Annotated in this window: 9 protein-coding genes; 6 read left to right on the top strand and 3 right to left on the bottom strand. The window is 72.1% G+C overall.

Annotated elements, in window-relative coordinates:
• Nucleotides 1–116: 116 nt before the first annotated feature.
• The 4 genes from AC5WRT_RS35815 to nirD all read left to right on the top strand — a co-directional run bounded on the left by AC5WRT_RS35815 (nucleotide 117) and on the right by nirD (nucleotide 5150).
• On the top strand, nucleotides 117–755 hold the full coding sequence (locus AC5WRT_RS35815) for a class F sortase (protein ID WP_496097924.1): 639 nt from the start codon (nucleotides 117–119) through the stop codon (nucleotides 753–755).
• Between the two features lie 215 nt (nucleotides 756–970).
• The gene (locus tag AC5WRT_RS35810; RefSeq protein WP_496100964.1) at nucleotides 971–2188 is read left to right on the top strand and encodes an NAD(P)/FAD-dependent oxidoreductase; all 1218 of its coding nucleotides are present in this window, start codon (nucleotides 971–973) and stop codon (nucleotides 2186–2188) included.
• Nucleotides 2188–4788 carry a nitrite reductase large subunit NirB gene (gene nirB / locus AC5WRT_RS35805; RefSeq protein WP_496100963.1) on the top strand — a complete coding sequence of 867 codons (2601 nt, stop codon included), beginning with the start codon at nucleotides 2188–2190 and terminating at the stop codon, nucleotides 4786–4788. The genes AC5WRT_RS35810 and nirB overlap by 1 nt, the downstream gene beginning before the upstream one ends.
• The gene (nirD, locus tag AC5WRT_RS35800) at nucleotides 4785–5150 is read left to right on the top strand and encodes a nitrite reductase small subunit NirD (protein WP_496097921.1); all 366 of its coding nucleotides are present in this window, start codon (nucleotides 4785–4787) and stop codon (nucleotides 5148–5150) included. The genes nirB and nirD overlap by 4 nt, the downstream gene beginning before the upstream one ends.
• Before the next feature lie 791 nt (nucleotides 5151–5941).
• Here nirD and AC5WRT_RS35795 read toward each other — a convergent pair.
• From AC5WRT_RS35795 to AC5WRT_RS35785, 3 genes are all read right to left on the bottom strand, one after another.
• A complete protein-coding gene (locus tag AC5WRT_RS35795) occupies nucleotides 5942–6931 on the bottom strand; it encodes a hypothetical protein (protein ID WP_496100962.1) in 990 nt (329 codons plus the stop codon).
• A gap of 923 nt (nucleotides 6932–7854) precedes the next feature.
• Complete coding sequence (gene ppdK, locus AC5WRT_RS35790) at nucleotides 7855–10575, bottom strand: pyruvate, phosphate dikinase (RefSeq protein ID WP_496097919.1); 2721 nt, start codon at nucleotides 10573–10575, stop codon at nucleotides 7855–7857.
• 422 nt (nucleotides 10576–10997) lie between these two features.
• Nucleotides 10998–12218: an ROK family protein gene (locus tag AC5WRT_RS35785; RefSeq protein ID WP_496097918.1), complete on the bottom strand. Its 1221-nt coding sequence runs from the start codon at nucleotides 12216–12218 to the stop codon at nucleotides 10998–11000.
• Between the two features lie 130 nt (nucleotides 12219–12348).
• Between AC5WRT_RS35785 and AC5WRT_RS35780 the strand changes: the two genes are divergently transcribed.
• Together AC5WRT_RS35780 and AC5WRT_RS35775 are read left to right on the top strand one after the other, a co-directional pair.
• Nucleotides 12349–13857 (top strand): MGH1-like glycoside hydrolase domain-containing protein, encoded by a 1509-nt coding sequence (locus tag AC5WRT_RS35780; RefSeq protein WP_496100961.1) that lies wholly within the window; start codon nucleotides 12349–12351, stop codon nucleotides 13855–13857.
• The coding region (locus tag AC5WRT_RS35775; protein WP_496100960.1) for an amylo-alpha-1,6-glucosidase at nucleotides 13854–15790 on the top strand (1937 nt) is incomplete at its 3' end. The genes AC5WRT_RS35780 and AC5WRT_RS35775, both read left to right, overlap by 4 nt.

Here is a 15790-nt window from a genome sequence, read left to right as displayed (position 1 = left end):
CCCGGTCCACCCCCGGGAACCCCGGAGCCCACCACCGCAGGTCCTCCGGGTTCGCCTCCGGACCTTCCGGAGGCAACCGCCACGAGTCCTCGGGGCCCGCCGTCGAAGAGGTTGGTATGCGCAGGAGAACCAGGCACGACAGGCTCGGCGACACCGCGATAGCCGCGGTCACCGTCGTGGCGCTCGGCTCCGGGGTGTGGCTGCTCGGCGGCGCCGCCGGGACGCACGCGCCACCCCAGCCGGCCGCCGTCGAGGGCCGCCCGGAACCGGGAGGCGCGCAGTCCGCCGCCCCCGCCCTCGCCCCCTCCGTGCCCACCCGCATCCGGATCCCGTCGATACGCGTGAACGCCCCGCTGATGGGCCTGTCCCTCACCCGCTCGGGCAGCCTGGACGTGCCGCCCGCCCAGAACAAGAACCTGGCCGGCTGGTACGAGGCCGGCACCATGCCCGGCGAGACCGGCACCGCGATCGTCGCCGGTCATGTCGACAACGCCGAAGGCCCCGCCGTCTTCTACGACCTCGGCGCGCTGAGGCGGGGCGCCCGTATCGAGGTGGACCGCCGGGACGGCTCCGTGGCCGTGTTCACGGTCGACGCGGTGGAGGTGTACGCGGCGAACAACTTCCCCGACGAGAAGGTGTACGGCGCCGCCCCCCGCCCCGAGCTCCGCGTCATCACCTGCGGCGGCGGCTACTCGAAGAGCACCGGCTACCTGGGCAACGTCGTCGTGTTCGCGCATCTGACAGGCAGCCGCTGACGGACCGGGCGGCGGACCGCACACCGCACATGGCGGTCAGGGGACGTCGGACATGATCGTGCCCCTGACCCGACGGCCCTCCCCCGCGCCTCACAGCCCTGCCCCGCCCGGTCACGGACCCCTCACACCCTCCCCGCTTCGCCGAAGAGGGCAGCGTTCCTCACGGGAAACAGACGTGATGCGGCCGGGTAACGTCGGGACCGCACGCTCAGGGCATGACCTCGAATACGCGTGTGGTGGTGATCGGCGCCGGCCTCGCGGGCGTGCGGCTCGCCCGGCGGCTCGCCGAGCTGGGCACGCCCGCGCTGCTCGTCGGCGAGGAGGAGCACCCGCCGTACAACCGGGTGCTGCTCGCCGAGGTGCTGGCGGGCCGGTACGCCCCCGAGGTGATCGGCCTGCCCGCGCCGGACGGGCTGCTGCACGCCCGGGCCACCGGCATCGACCGGGGCGCCCGGACCGTCGAGTGCGCCGACGGCTCCTCGATCGCATACGACACGCTGGTTCTCGCCACCGGGTCCAATCCGGTGCTGCCGCCCCTGCGCGGTCTGTTCACCCCTGACCGTCAACTTCCCGAGGGCATCCACGCGTTCCGCACCATGGACGACTGCCTGGGGCTGGCCGAGGCGGTGCGGCCGGGCGTGCGCGCGATCGTCATCGGGGGCGGACTGCTCGGCGTCTCCGCCGCCCGCGCGCTCGCCGTGCGCGGCGCGCAGGTGGTCCTCGCCCAGCAGTCCGAGCGGCTCATGGAACGCCAGCTCGACCCGGACGCCTCCCGGCTGGTGCTGCGGCACCTCACCGACCTGGGCGTCGAGGTGCACACCGAGTGCCGGGTGCGGGACGTGCGCTGCGTCGCGGGCGCCGTCCGCTCGGTGGAGCTGGCCGACGGGTACGCGCTCGACGCCGACCTGGTCGTCCTCGCGTGCGGGGTGCGCCCGCGCACCGGCCTCGCCGAACAGGCCGGTCTCGCCGTGCACCGGGGCATCCTCGTCGACGACGAGCTGCGTACTTCCGACCCGCACATCCGTGCCGTCGGCGACTGCGTCCAGCACGACGGCACGGTCTACGGCCTGGCCGTACCGGCACTCGAACAGGCCGACACACTCGCCGAGTCGCTCACGGGCGACCCTGGCAGCCGGTACTCCGGCACCCGTTCCCTGACCCGGCTGACCCTCACCGGCCCGGGCTCCCCCTTCGACCTCGCCGCGTTCGGCGAGACCGAGGCGCGCCCCGGCGACGACGTCGTGCGGCTCACGGACGCCACCCGCGGCACCTACCGCAAGGTGGTCGTCCGCGACGACCGCCTGGTCGGCGGGGTCCTCGTCGGCGAACTCGGCACCGTCGGCGCGCTCGCCCGCGCCTGGGAGGGAGCAGAGCCGCTCCCGGCGGACGGCGGCCCCCTGCTCCACCTGCTCACCAACGACGGAGGCTCCTGATGTCCACGGACACCACCCCCACGATCGTGCTCGTCGGCCACGGCATGGTCGGCCAGCGCTTCCTCGAAGCGCTCGCCGAGCGCGGCCTGACCGCCACGCACCGCGTGGTCGTGCTGTGCGAGGAGCCGCGCCCCGCGTACGACCGCGTCGCCCTCACCTCGTACTTCTCGGGCAAGAGTCCCGAGGAACTCTCCATGACCGACGTGGAGTTCATCGACACGCACGGCATCGAGCTGTACGTCGGCGATCCGGCGCAGACCATCGACCGCGAGGCAAGGAAGGTGACGTCCAGGTCCGGCCGGGCCTTCGCGTACGACACCCTCGTGCTGGCCACCGGCTCCTACCCGTTCGTGCCGCCGGTGCCGAACAAGGACGCCGAGGGCTGTTTCGTCTACCGCACCATCGAGGACCTCCTCGCCATCGAGGAGTACGCGAAGACGCGGGCGACGACCGGCGCGGTGGTCGGCGGCGGACTGCTCGGCCTGGAGGCGGCCGGCGCGCTCAAGGGGCTCGGACTGGCCACGCACGTCGTGGAGTTCGCGCCGCGCCTGATGCCGGTGCAGGTCGACGAGGGCGGTGGCGCGGCGCTGCTGCGGACCATCGAGGGCATGGGCCTGAGCGTGCACACGGGGGTGGGTACGCAGGAGATCGTCGTCGGCGACGAGGGCGCCGTCACCGGCATGAAGCTGTCCGACGGTTCCGAACTGTCCACCGACATGGTGGTGTTCAGCGCCGGTGTCCGCCCGCGCGACCAGTTGGGCCGGGAGTGCGGTCTCGCCGTCGGCGAGCGCGGCGGCATCGCGGTGGACGAGCAGTGCCGTACGGTCACCGACCCGCAGGTGTTCGCGATCGGCGAGTGCGCGCTGGCGGCGGACGGCCGGGTGTACGGTCTCGTGGCCCCCGGCTACGAGCAGGCCGAGACGGCCGCGGCGACGATCGCCTCCGACGAGGCCGCCTTCACCGGCGCCGACCTGTCCACCAAGCTGAAGCTGCTCGGTGTGGACGTCGCGTCCTTCGGCGACGCGCACGGCACCACCGAGGACTGCCTGGACGTCGTCTACTCCGACTCCCGCGCGGGTTTGTACAAGAAGCTCGTCATCGGCCCGGACGGCACGCTGCTCGGCGGCGTCCTGGTCGGCGACGCCGAGGCGTACGGCACCCTGCGCGCGCTGACCGGGTCGGTGCCGCCGGTCTCCCCCGGGTCGCTCGTCCTGCCCGCCGGAGCCGGCTCGGGGGATCGGCTCGGCCCCTCCGCACTGCCGGACGACGCGGTCATCTGCTCCTGCCACAACGTCAGCAAGGGCACCATCCGGGGCGCCGTGACGGAGCACCGGTGCACCACCGTGCCGGAGGTGAAGAAGTGCACCAAGGCCGGCACCGGCTGCGGCTCCTGCGTCAAGGTGCTCGGCCAGTTGGTCGACGCCGAGCTGGAGGCGTCCGGCGTCGAGGTCGACAAGGGCCTGTGCGGCTGCTTCGCCCGGACCCGCGAGGAGCTGTACGAGATCGTCCTCTCCCTGCGCATCACGTCGTACCAGGAGCTGCTGGACCGGTACGGCCGTGAGGGCGCCCGGGGCGGCGACGGCTGCGAGATCTGCAAGCCGGCCGTCGGCTCGATCATCGCCTCGCTCGCCCCGGCGATCGGCGCGAGCGGCTATGTGCTCGACGGCGAGCAGGCGGCCCTGCAGGACACCAACGACCACTTCCTGGCCAACCTGCAGAAGAACGGCTCGTACTCGGTGGTGCCGCGTATCCCCGGCGGCGAGATCGCGCCCGAGAAGCTGATCGTGCTCGGCGAGATCGCCCGGGACTTCGGCCTCTACACGAAGATCACCGGGGGCCAGCGGATCGACATGTTCGGCGCACGGGTGGAGCAGCTCCCGCTGATCTGGGCACGCCTGGTCGACGCCGGCTTCGAGTCCGGGCACGCCTACGGCAAGTCGCTGCGCACGGTGAAGTCCTGCGTGGGCTCCACCTGGTGCCGGTACGGTGTGCAGGACTCGGTCAGGATGGCGATCGACCTGGAGCTGCGCTACCGGGGTCTGAGGTCGCCGCACAAGCTGAAGTCGGCGGTCTCCGGCTGCCAGCGCGAGTGCGCCGAGGCCCGGTCGAAGGACTTCGGCGTGATCGCCACCGCGGGCGGCTGGAACCTGTACGTCGGCGGCAACGGCGGCGCCACCCCGCGCCACGCCGACCTGCTGGCCCAGGACCTGTCCGACGCCGAGCTGGTCCGCCTGATCGACCGGTTCCTGATGTTCTACATCCGCACCGCGGACCGTCTGGAGCGCACCTCGACCTGGCTGGAGCGCCTCCCCGGCGGCCTTGACCATGTGCGGGACGTGGTGGTGCACGACTCGCTCGGCATCTGCGACGAGCTGGAACAGCTGATGCGGGCGCACGTCGTCCACTACCGCGACGAGTGGGCCCAGACCGTGGGCGACCCCGAGAAGCTCGCCCGGTTCGTGTCCTTCGTGAACGCCCCGGACACCCCGGACCCGGTCGTCGCCTTCGTCCCCGAGCGCGACCAGATCAAGCCCGACCTGCCGCTGCTGAACATCGGCCTGCGGCCCGCCGACGACGTCCTGGAAGGAAGCGCCCGATGACCCTGGCTGTCGAGACCACCGATCTGAAGGTCCAGCTCCGAGTGGCGCAGGGCTGGTTCACCGCCTGCGACCTGAGCGCGCTGACGCCTGGCCGCGGGGTGGCCGCCCTGCTGCCGGACGGCCGCCAGGTGGCCGTGTTCCGGGACCGCGCCGACCGCCTGTACGCCGTCGACAACCGCGATCCCTTCACCGGTGCCGCCGTCCTCTCCCGCGGTCTGACCGGCACCCACGCCGGCCGCCCGTTCGTCGCCTCGCCCCTGCTGAAACAGCGCTTCGACCTGGTCAGCGGGGAGTGCCTGGACGAGGCGGAGGTGCGGGTCGCGGCGTACGAGGTGCGGGCGGTCCAGCCCGCGCTCGACTGATCCTTGCTCGACCGATCGTTTCGACCTGCCGGAGGAGGACTGGCACACCCGGCTCGCGACCAGTGACGCGGTCCTGTTCCCGGCCCTCCAGGCACAGATCCGCCGGATGCGCACCCAGTCGGCGGGCGACGCGAGCGAACGCCCCCTCCACCTTCGGCCCGCACACCGCCTCCCCCGGAGCCGCCGCCTACGCCGCGACCGAGGCCGCGGTGAACGCGCTCAGCCGGGACGGCGTCCGGATCGACGTGGTCAGCCCCGGCGCCTCCGAGACCCCGATGTCCCTGCGCCCCGGCGAGAGGTTGACCTCGAAGACGTCCGGCCCGGAGTCGGTGAGCAGCGCGGCGGCGGTCTGCTGGTCGTGGCTGCCCGGCCGCCGCCGCTCTCGTGCGCCTTCTTGCAGGCGGCGGCGTACCGCTGGACGGCCTGCTCGGTGCCGGGCTCGCCGTACTGGTGGACCACTGGGACAGTCCGGTGCCGGACGCGCCGCCCCCGCGCCCGGTGTCGGACACACAGGCGGCGGGCAACCCGCCCCCGCCGCCCCGGCGCTCGCGACCAGCGGTCCCCCACGGCTCATCGTCATCGTCGGTGCCCCCTGACGTCGGCCGTCTTCGTCGTCGATGCACGGCCCGACGATCAGCCGTGCGTCTCGATTACGGAAGGCGGGTTGTGGCCGTGCGCCACCGATCGGTACGGCCGCCCGGCCACACATCGGCGGCGCCCCCGGAAGGCGGAGGCGCCGCAGAAATCCAGGGTCCGCGCGAATGGCTTTTCCATTCGCCCCGACCGTGAAATCAGGAGTTGTTGTTGGTGTTCGTCGCGGTGCGGGCGCGGTTGTTGTTATTGTTGTTGTTGTTGGGGTTGGTGCTCTGGTTGTTGTTATTGTCATTGTTGTTGTTGTTGAAGACGACGACGAACGGGAAGCCGTCGTCTACGAATTCCCACCAGTGGGCATCACCCTTGAAACCCGACCAGTCGTCGGCAGCGTCCTTGACACCCGACCAGTCCTCGTCGTCGCCCTTGACACCCGACCAGTCCTCGTCGTCGTCCATGGCACCCGACCAGTCGTCGGCAGCGTCGGCACCCTCGTCGTCCTTGACGTCCGACCAGTCGTCGGCGTCGTCCTTGGCGCCCCGCCGGTCGCCGGCAGCAGCCTTGGCGCCCTTGCGGTCACCGGCAGCACCCTTGACGCCCCGCCGGTCGCCGGCATCGTCCTTGACGTCCGACCAGTCCTCGTCGTCGTCCATGGCGCCCGACCAGTCGTCGGCAGCGTCGGCACCCTCGTCGTCCTTGACGTCCGACCAGTCGTCGGCGTCGCCCTTGGCGCCCCGCCGGTCGCCGGCAGCGCCCTTAACGCCCTTGCGGTCACCGGCAGCACCCTTGACGCCCCGCCGGTCGCCGGCATCGTCCTTGACGTCCGACCAGTCCTCGTCGTCGTCCTTGACGCCCGACCAGTCCTCGTCGTCGTCCATGGCGCCCGACCAGTCCTCGGCGTCGCCCTTGGCGCCCCGCCGGTCGCCGGCAGCGCCCTTGGCGCCCTTGCGGTCACCGGCAGCACCCTTGACGCCCTTGCGGTCGCCGGCACCCCTCATGCCCGACCAGTCGTCGTCATCCCTCATGCCCGACCAGTCGTCGTCCTTGACGCCCGACCAGTCCTCGGCGTCGCCCTTGGCGCCCCGCCGGTCGCCGGCAGCAGCCTTGGCGCCTGCACCATGCTTGTGGACGGTGAAGGCACCGTTCGAGCGGAAGGTCTTGAGCGGATCATGACCTGCGGCGTGCGCCATGGGCGCTGCCGAGAGACCTACCACCCCACTGCCCAGCACGATCAGGGCCGCCGCCCTCGCACCCCGGTGGGAATGACGCGAGGGAATACCCTCGCCTTGGCGCCGGTTGCGCGTCACCTTGCGCTTCGGGAACATCTTGCGTCCTCTCTCTCCTCGCATAGCCGAGGGAACTGTCCGATTGGTTCGAGGATGCAAAAGTCGAGCTGCATCCAGCCTCATCACGCTTTCCGCACGAACTGCCCGCGATAACGGTTCGACCTGCGGTGTTAGGCCAGACGCTGGCACGTCTCCGACACGTGGATCAGCACCGATGGCGCCTCTGGAGACCAGGCGATAAAGTGATCGGCCCAGATCGTCATGACGGTCCGTCAGTTTGTCCGGCGGGCCGTTTCGGCTTGCCGGGCAGGCCGGTGGACCGGCCGCGGGGTCACCCACTTGGCGGCGTCATCGGCCGGAGGGGCTTTGCCTGCTCGATCGAGCGGAGGCAGGCGACCAGCGCGGCTCGCGCCGGGGTCGCGGTGCTCGGCACAACAGGCGGAGAACCGGCCAGGTGGATGAGCCGGCCCACGGCAGGACCCTGGAGTGGCGTGCCGGTGCCGGCCGGCGCCGCCGGCGGCCACTGCGCACGGAGAGGCGGCACCCCCGCACAGGGTGCCGCCTCTCCTCTTTCGTGCGCCGAAGCCGCCGCCGATCGGTGAGGGTCGGGGACCAGCGGCGGCTCCGGGGTTCGCGGGGCCCGTGAGGGCCTAGGGCGTGTTTCGCAAGTAGCGTCGTCCGCCCGGAGGGCGGGGTCCGCGGCGTCTGGTGCGGTGCATCGCAAGGCGGAGGGTCGTCCTCGTACCGGGCGTACGGGGACGATCCCGACAACGCGGCGAGGTGCCGTGCCAGGCGTCGCGGACCAGACGGGACTTTCGAAACACGCCCTAGCGGTGGTCGCTGCCCTGCGACTGCGTCGCCGCGCGGCCTGCCTCGAGGCGGGCCACCGGGATGCGGAAGGGGGAGCAGGAGACGTAGTCCAGGCCGACCTCGTGGAAGAAGTGGACCGACTCGGGGTCACCGCCGTGCTCGCCGCAGACGCCGAGCTTGAGGTCGGGCCGGGTGCGCCGGCCCGCCTCCGCCGCCGACCTCACCAGGGAGCCGACGCCGTCCTTGTCGATCGTCTCGAACGGGCTGACGCCGAAGATGCCCTTCTCCAGGTACGCCGTGAAGAACGAGGCCTCCACGTCGTCGCGGCTGAAGCCCCACACCGTCTGCGTCAGGTCGTTCGTGCCGAAGCTGAAGAACTCGGCGGCCTCCGCGATCTGACCGGCGGTCAGGGCGGCCCGCGGCAGCTCGATCATCGTGCCGATCGCCAGCTTCAGCCGCGTACCCGTCGCCGCCTCGACCTCCGCGATGACGTTGTCGGCCTCCTCGCGGACGATCTCCAGCTCCTGGACCGTGCCGACGAGCGGGATCATGATCTCCGCGCGCGGGTCGCCCTTCGCGGCCTTGCGTTCCGCCGCCGCCTCCGCGATCGCCCGGACCTGCATCGTGAACAGACCCGGGATGACCAGGCCGAGACGTACACCGCGCAGACCCAGCATGGGGTTCTGCTCGTGCAGGCGGTGCACCGCCTGAAGCAGGCGCAGGTCGTTCTCGTGCGGCTCCTGACGGGACTCCGCCAGCGCGACACGGACCGACAGCTCGGTGATGTCCGGCAGGAACTCGTGCAGCGGCGGGTCGAGGAGGCGGACGGTGACCGGGAGGCCGTCCATCGCCTCGAAGAGCTCCACGAAGTCCTTCTTCTGCAGGGGCAGCAGCGCCTTCAGGGACGCCTTGCGCTCCTCCTCCGTGTCCGCCAGGATCAGGCGCTCCACCAGCTCACGGCGGTCGCCGAGGAACATGTGCTCCGTGCGGCACAGGCCGATGCCCTGGGCGCCGAAGCGACGGGCCCGCAGCGCGTCTTCGGCGTTGTCGGCATTGGCGCGCACCCGCAGCCGGCGCTTGCGGTCGGCGAAGGCCATCATGCGGTGGACCGCCTCGACCAGCTCGTCCGCGTCGTCGGCGCCGGGGTGCATCCGGCCCTCGAAGTACTCCACCACCGGGGACGGCACGACCGGGACCTCGCCCAGGTAGACCTTGCCCGTCGAGCCGTCGATGGAGATGAGGTCGCCCTCCTCGACGACATGACCGCCGGGGACCGTCATGCGCCGGCGCTTGGTGTCGACCTCCAGCTCCTCCGCGCCGCAGACGCAGGTCTTGCCCATGCCGCGCGCGACCACGGCCGCGTGGGAGGTCTTGCCGCCGCGCGAGGTCAGAATGCCCTCCGCCGCGATCATGCCGTCCAGGTCGTCGGGGTTCGTCTCACGGCGGACCAGGATGACCTTTTCGCCGGAGCGCGACCACTTCACGGCCGTGTACGAGTCGAAGACCGCCTTGCCGACCGCCGCGCCCGGTGACGCGGCGATGCCGCGCGCAACCTGCTCGACCTTCGCGTCCTCGTCGAAGCGCGGGAACATCAGCTGGGCGAGCTGGGCGCCGGTGACCCGCTGCAGGGCCTCCGTCTCGTCGATCAGCCCCTGGTCGACCAGCTGGGTGGCGATGCGGAAGGCGGCACCGGCCGTGCGCTTGCCGACGCGCGTCTGGAGCATCCACAGCTGACCGCGCTCGATCGTGAACTCGATGTCGCAGAGGTCCTTGTAGTGGTTCTCCAGCGTCTCCATGATCTGCATGAGCTGGTCGTACGACTTCTTGTCGATCTTCTCCAGCTCCGCGAGCGGGACGGTGTTGCGGATGCCCGCGACCACGTCCTCGCCCTGGGCGTTCTGCAGGTAGTCACCGTAGACGCCCTGGTGGCCGGAGGCGGGGTCGCGGGTGAAGGCGACGCCGGTGCCCGAGTCGGGCCCCAGGTTGCCGAAGACCATCGAGCAGACGTTGACGGCCGTGCCCAGGTCGTGCGGGATGCGCTCCTGGCGGCGGTAGAGCTTGGCACGCTCGCCGTTCCACGAGTCGAAGACCGCCTTGATGGCGAGGTCCATCTGCTCGCGCGGGTCCTGCGGGAACTCCCGGCCGGCCTCCGCCTTGACGAGCTTCTTGAACCTGGTGACCAGCTTCTTCAGGTCGGCGGCCTCCAGGTCGGTGTCGACCGTGACCTTCTTGGCCTCCTTGGCCGCCTCGAGGGCCTCCTCGAAGAGGTCGCCGTCGACACCGAGGACGGTCTTGCCGAACATCTGGATGAGCCGGCGGTAGGAGTCCCACGCGAAGCGGTCGTCGCCGGCCTGCTTGGCCAGGCCCTGCACCGACTTGTCGGACAGGCCGATGTTCAGGACCGTGTCCATCATGCCGGGCATGGAGAACTTGGCGCCCGAGCGGACGGAGACCAGCAGAGGGTTGTCGGGCTGGCCCAGCTTCTTGCCCATGCGGGCCTCGAGCGCCTCGAGGTGCGCACTCACCTCGTCACGCAGTGCCGCGGGCTCCTCGCCGCTCTCCAGGTAGACCTTGCAGGCCTCGGTGGTGATGGTGAAGCCGGGAGGGACCGGCAGACCGAGGTTGGTCATCTCGGCGAGGTTGGCGCCCTTGCCGCCGAGGAGGTCCTTGAGGTCCTTGTTGCCCTCGGTGAAGTCGTAAACGAACTTCACTACGTGGGGTTCTTTGTTTTCCGACACGGGTCTCGACTCCTTGAGGCCGCGGTGGCTGCCCTGACGGCGAGGAACATACCCAGATCGAAGGAACATGGGTACGTCCACTTGGGCGTCATGCGCCCGTAACCAGTCGTCCGCCAGCGGATCGAAAGTCAAGGCTTGGCAAGCCGACACCGCCGAATGCGTTCACTTCTTTAATGCAAGCACCTCCACAACGCGCGTCATCCGCTCAGATGAGCAGAGTTCCTGCACGTCTGAGTTCGATCGATGAACGATCAAAGGATGGCACCGAGTGCCACCCCTTGGAGAAGTGCAGCCGCCCATGATCCGCTCATCTGAGCGCAACCCTTATCAAGGGTGGCGAGAATCACGCTGCCACAGCTCGCCGGATTCCACCATGCGGACCGCCGTCCGGTCCCCGGAAACCCCATGTCCCACGCCCCGCGTCACAAGCCCAGCACCCGCAGCCGCTCCTCGGCCCGGTCCGGCGCGTACAGGTGTTCCACCACCAGCGCCCCCGCTCCGATGAGCGCGGCCCGCTCCCCGAGCCGGGAGGTGACGACGTCGAGATGGGCCGTGGAGCGCGGCAGCGCCCGCTGGTAGAGGAGTTCCCGGACACCGGTCAGGAAGGGCGTTCCGGCCAGGTCGCCCGCGATCATCAGCACCCCGGGGTTCAGCAGGGTCACCACCGTCGCCAGGACGTCACCGACCCGGCGCCCGGCCTCCCGGGCCAGCGCCGCCGCCTGCGGATGCCCGGCCGCGAGCAGGTCCCGCACGTCCGCGCCGGAGGCGGCCGGCACCCCGCTCTCCGCCAGCCGCCGGGCCACGGCACCGCCGCTCGCGACGGCGGCGAGACAGCCGTACGCGCCGCACCGGCACTGCGCGTCCGCGCCGACCCGGATGTGCCCGATGTCGCCGGCGCCGCCGTCCACGCCCCGGTAGATCGAGCCGTCCACCACCACCCCGGCGCCGATGCCGGTGGAGACCTTGACCAGTACGAAGGCCGCGCAGTCGGGGTGGCCGGCGCGCTGTTCGCCGTACGCCATGAGGTTGGCGTCGTTGTCGACCAGGACGGGGACGGCCGGGGCGCCGGTGTGCTCGCTGAAGGCGCGGGAGAGGCGGCCCGTGATGTCGTGGCCGTCCCAGCCCGGCATCATCGGCGGCTGCACCACCCGGCCGGTCCAGGTGTCCACCGGGCCGGGAACCGCGAGCCCGATGCCGCAGACGTCGACCGCCGGGCGCCCGGCCTTCTCCAGCAACTCGAAGAACCAGCTCCCCAGTTCGGACAGCACGGCCTCCGGTCCGTCCCCGATCAGCAGCGTGCCCGAGTGCTCGGCGAGGGTCTCGCCGGTCAGGGAGAGGACGCCCGCGCGGGCGTGCCGGGTGTCCAGGTCGGCGGCGAGGACGACCGCGTGCGAGTCGTCGAACTCCAGGGTGATGGAGGGGCGGCCGCCGAGCGGCGAGTCCACCGGGCCGCCGGCGCCCTCGCGCAGCCAGCCCGCCCGGAAGAGCCGGTCCAGGCGCTGACCGACGGTCGCCCGGGACAGCCCGGTCGCCTGCTGGAGCGCACCGCGTGTCACCGCCCGTCCGCTGCGGACCAGTCCGAGGAGTTCTCCGGCACCGGCCGGACCGCCGCTCTTCCCGGCTCTTCCCGGACGTCCGGTCATGCGCACCCCCTTGTGTTCCCCAAGCCTGCATTACATAGTGAGTTTTGCGTGTTAAATAGACGTAACTCTACGACGGTTACCGCCAATCCCGGTCGTCCGGCCGGGCGTCTTCGTCTTCGGGGAGCCCCGAGTGGATCGCAGCACGCAGCTCACCGTCCGTCCCGCGCCGTACGCGACCGCCTGTGATCCCCCGCCGCCCGCCACCGCCCCGCTGCACATCGGGGCGGCCCGGGTGCTGGACGCCAACTGGACGGGCGGCTCGACCGTCCCGTCCCGGAACCTGTATCCCCACCAGTGGTCCTGGGACTCGGCGTTCATCGCGATCGGCCTGCGGCACCTCTCGCCGCTGCGGGCCCAGACCGAGCTGGAGACGCTGCTGGCCGCCCAGTGGGCCGACGGGCGTGTGCCGCACATCGTCTTCAATCCCTCCGTACCCCTCGACGCCTACTTCCCCAGCCCCGACTTCTGGCGCTCCTCCACCGCCGGTCGCACGGCGGGCGCCCCGCGCACCGTACAGACGTCCGGGATCGTGCAGCCGCCCGTCCACGCACTCGCGGCCTGGCTGGTGCACCGCGCCGATCCCGAACTCTCGCGCGCCCGTGGCTTCCTGGCCCGGATGTACCCGCGGCTGGCTGCCTGGCACCGCTATCTGCTGCACCGCCGGGACCTGGGCGGCGGCGGGCTGGTGTCCGTGGTCCACCCCTGGGAGCAGGGCATGGACAACAGCCCCTGCTGGGACGCCCCGCTCGCCCGGATCACCCCGGCCCCGGCCCGCTCCTTCCGCCGCGCCGACCTCGACCACGGCGCGCCCGAGGACCGGCCGACGGATCTGGACTACGGGCGGTACGTACGGCTGGCCGCCGACTACCGGGACTCCGGGTATGCCGACGTCGGCGCTGAGTTCGCCGTGGAGGACCCGGCGTTCAACGCCCTGCTCATCACCTCCGAACAGGCGCTGGCCCGGATCGCCGAGGAACTGGGCGCCTCGGGCGCCGCCCGCCGTGGCCGCGCCGACCGGCTGACGGCGGCACTGGTGGAACGGCTGTGGGACCCGGCGGCCGGGATGTTCCTGTGCCGGGACCTGCACGGGGGCGCACGGCACGGCCCCGGCCCGAGCGGCGGACAGGGTGTGTCCCGCCCGGACTTCGCCCTGATCCCCGAGCGAGGTGTCTGCGGGCTGGTACCGCTCGTCCTCCCCGGGCTGCCGCGCGGGATCGCCGCCGCGCTGGTCCGCACCCTGTGCGGGCCGCACTTCGGGCTCGGCGACCGTACCCGGCTGGTGCCCAGCTACGACCTGCTCGGCGAGGCCTTCGACCCGCAGCGGTACTGGCGCGGGCCGGCCTGGTTCAACACCGGTTGGCTGCTGGAGCGGGGCCTGCGGGCGCACGGGGAGCGGGAGCGGGCCGACGCCCTGCGCGCGGCCGTGCTGCACCTCGCCGAGACCACCGGCTTCGCGGAGTACGTCGACCCGTACACCGGCGCGGGCTGCGGCGCGACCGGCTTCGGCTGGACGGCGGCGCTCGCCCTCGACCTGCATCACGAGCTGCACAAAGACCTTCTCAAGGGCGCCCGCGAGGGCGTGTCCGAGGCGGCCACCGGCACGTTCGACAAGAGTGACGAAGGAGGGAACCGGCGATGACGGACCGGCACCATCTGCTCGTGCACGGGGCGACGTTCGCCGCCGTGGGCGACCGGGGCGACATCAGCGGGGTCCGGGGCGGCGGCTCCCCGGACGGGTTCTTCGTACGGGACGCCCGGCACCTCAGCCGCTGGCAGCTGACCGTCGACGGCGCCGTGCCCGAAGTGCTCACTCCGGTCGCCGACCGTGACGCGCCCTGCTGTGTCCTGGTCCCGCGCGGCGGTCGGCAGGAGCCCCCGGCGCACACCCTGTTCCGCCGGCAGGCCGTCGGCGACGGCTCGTTCGTGGAGTCCGTGCGGGTGACCAGCAACCGCCCGGTGTCCACCACCGTCCGCCTCGCCATCACCGCGGACGCCGACTTCACCGACCAGTTCGAGCTCCGCTCCGACCACCGCACCTATGCCAAGCCCGGCGCCGTGCGCTCCCGCGAGGTCCTCGACGACGGCATCGAGTTCACCTACCGGCGGGCCGAGTGGCGGTCCTGCACGACGATCACCGCGGACCCCGCCCCCGACGCGGTGGAGGAGACCGGCACCGGCGCCCGCCGCCTGGTGTGGGCCCTGGAGCTGCCGCCGCACGGCACGACCGAGCTGCTGCTGCGCGTGATCGCGCGCCCGCACGGCGAGCGGCGGGCGGTGCGGGTGCCGCGCGACCCGGCTGCCGTACACGACCAGCTCCTCGCGCTGGAGGGGGAGTTCATGGAGGGCGTGGCCTTCCCGACCGGCCGGCCGGAACTGGCCGCGGCCTGCGCGCGCGGCCTCTGCGACCTCGCCGCGCTCCGGGTCCCGGCCACCGGCCCGGACGGTGAGGAACTACGGGTCCCGGCCGGCGGTGCCCCCTGGTTCCTCGCCCTGCTCGCCCGCGACGCCCTGCTCACCTCCCTGTTCGCGCTGCCGTACCGCCCGGAACTGGCCGCCGCCACGCTCCCCGCGCTCGCCGCGACCCAGGCGTCCGGCGCCGGCCCCTCGCCGGTCGCCCAGCCCGGCAAGATCGTGCACGAGGTGCGGCACGGCGAACTGGCGCACTTCGGGCAGGTGCCGTTCGGGCGGTACTACGGCTCGGTCGACGCCACCCCGCTGTTCCTGGTGCTGCTCGGCGCGTACGTCGAACAGACCGGTGACACCGGGCCGGCCCGGCGCCTCGAGGCACACGCGCGGGCCGCCGTCGGCTGGATGCTGGACCACGGCGGCCTGACCTCGCGCGGCTACCTCGTCTACCGCGCCGACGAGGGCGGCCTCGCCAACCAGAACTGGAAGGACTCCCCCGGCGCGATCTGCTGCGCCGACGGCACCCGGCCCACCGGCGCGGTGATGGCGGCGGGCGCGCAGGGCTACGCGTACGACGCGCTGCGCCGCACGGCGTGGCTGGCGCGCACGGTGTGGGGCGACGAGACGTACGGCGCCCTGCTGGAGCAGGCCGCCGCCGATCTGCGGGACCGGTTCCAGCGGGACTTCTGGATGCGGGAGCACTCCTTCCCGGCGCTCGCACTGGACGACGAGGGCCGCCAGATCGACGCACTGGCGTCCGACGCCGGGCATCTGCTGTGGTCCGGGCTGCTGGACAAGGAGTACGGCGAGGCCGTGGGCCGGCGGCTGCTGGAGCCCGACTTCTTCTCCGGGTGGGGCGTGCGGACGCTGGCCGCGGGGCAGGCGGCGTACCACCCGCTCTCCTACCACCGGGGTTCCGTGTGGCCGCACGACAACGCGCTCATCACGCTGGGCCTCGCGCGGTACGGGTTGCACGACGAGGCCCGGACGGTGGCGCAGGCGCTGGTGGACGCGGCGACGGCGGCCGGGCACCGCCTGCCGGAGGTACTGGCCGGGTACGGCAGGGACACGCACCCGGAGCCGGTGCCGTATCCGCACGCATGCACGCGCGAGTCCCGGTCGGCCGCGGTACCCCTCGCTCTGCTGACGGCGGTGGGTGGGGTCTA

It is taken from the genome of Streptomyces sp. NTD91, assembly GCF_059510455.1.
This window is presented reverse-complemented; position numbering and strand designations above follow the sequence as displayed.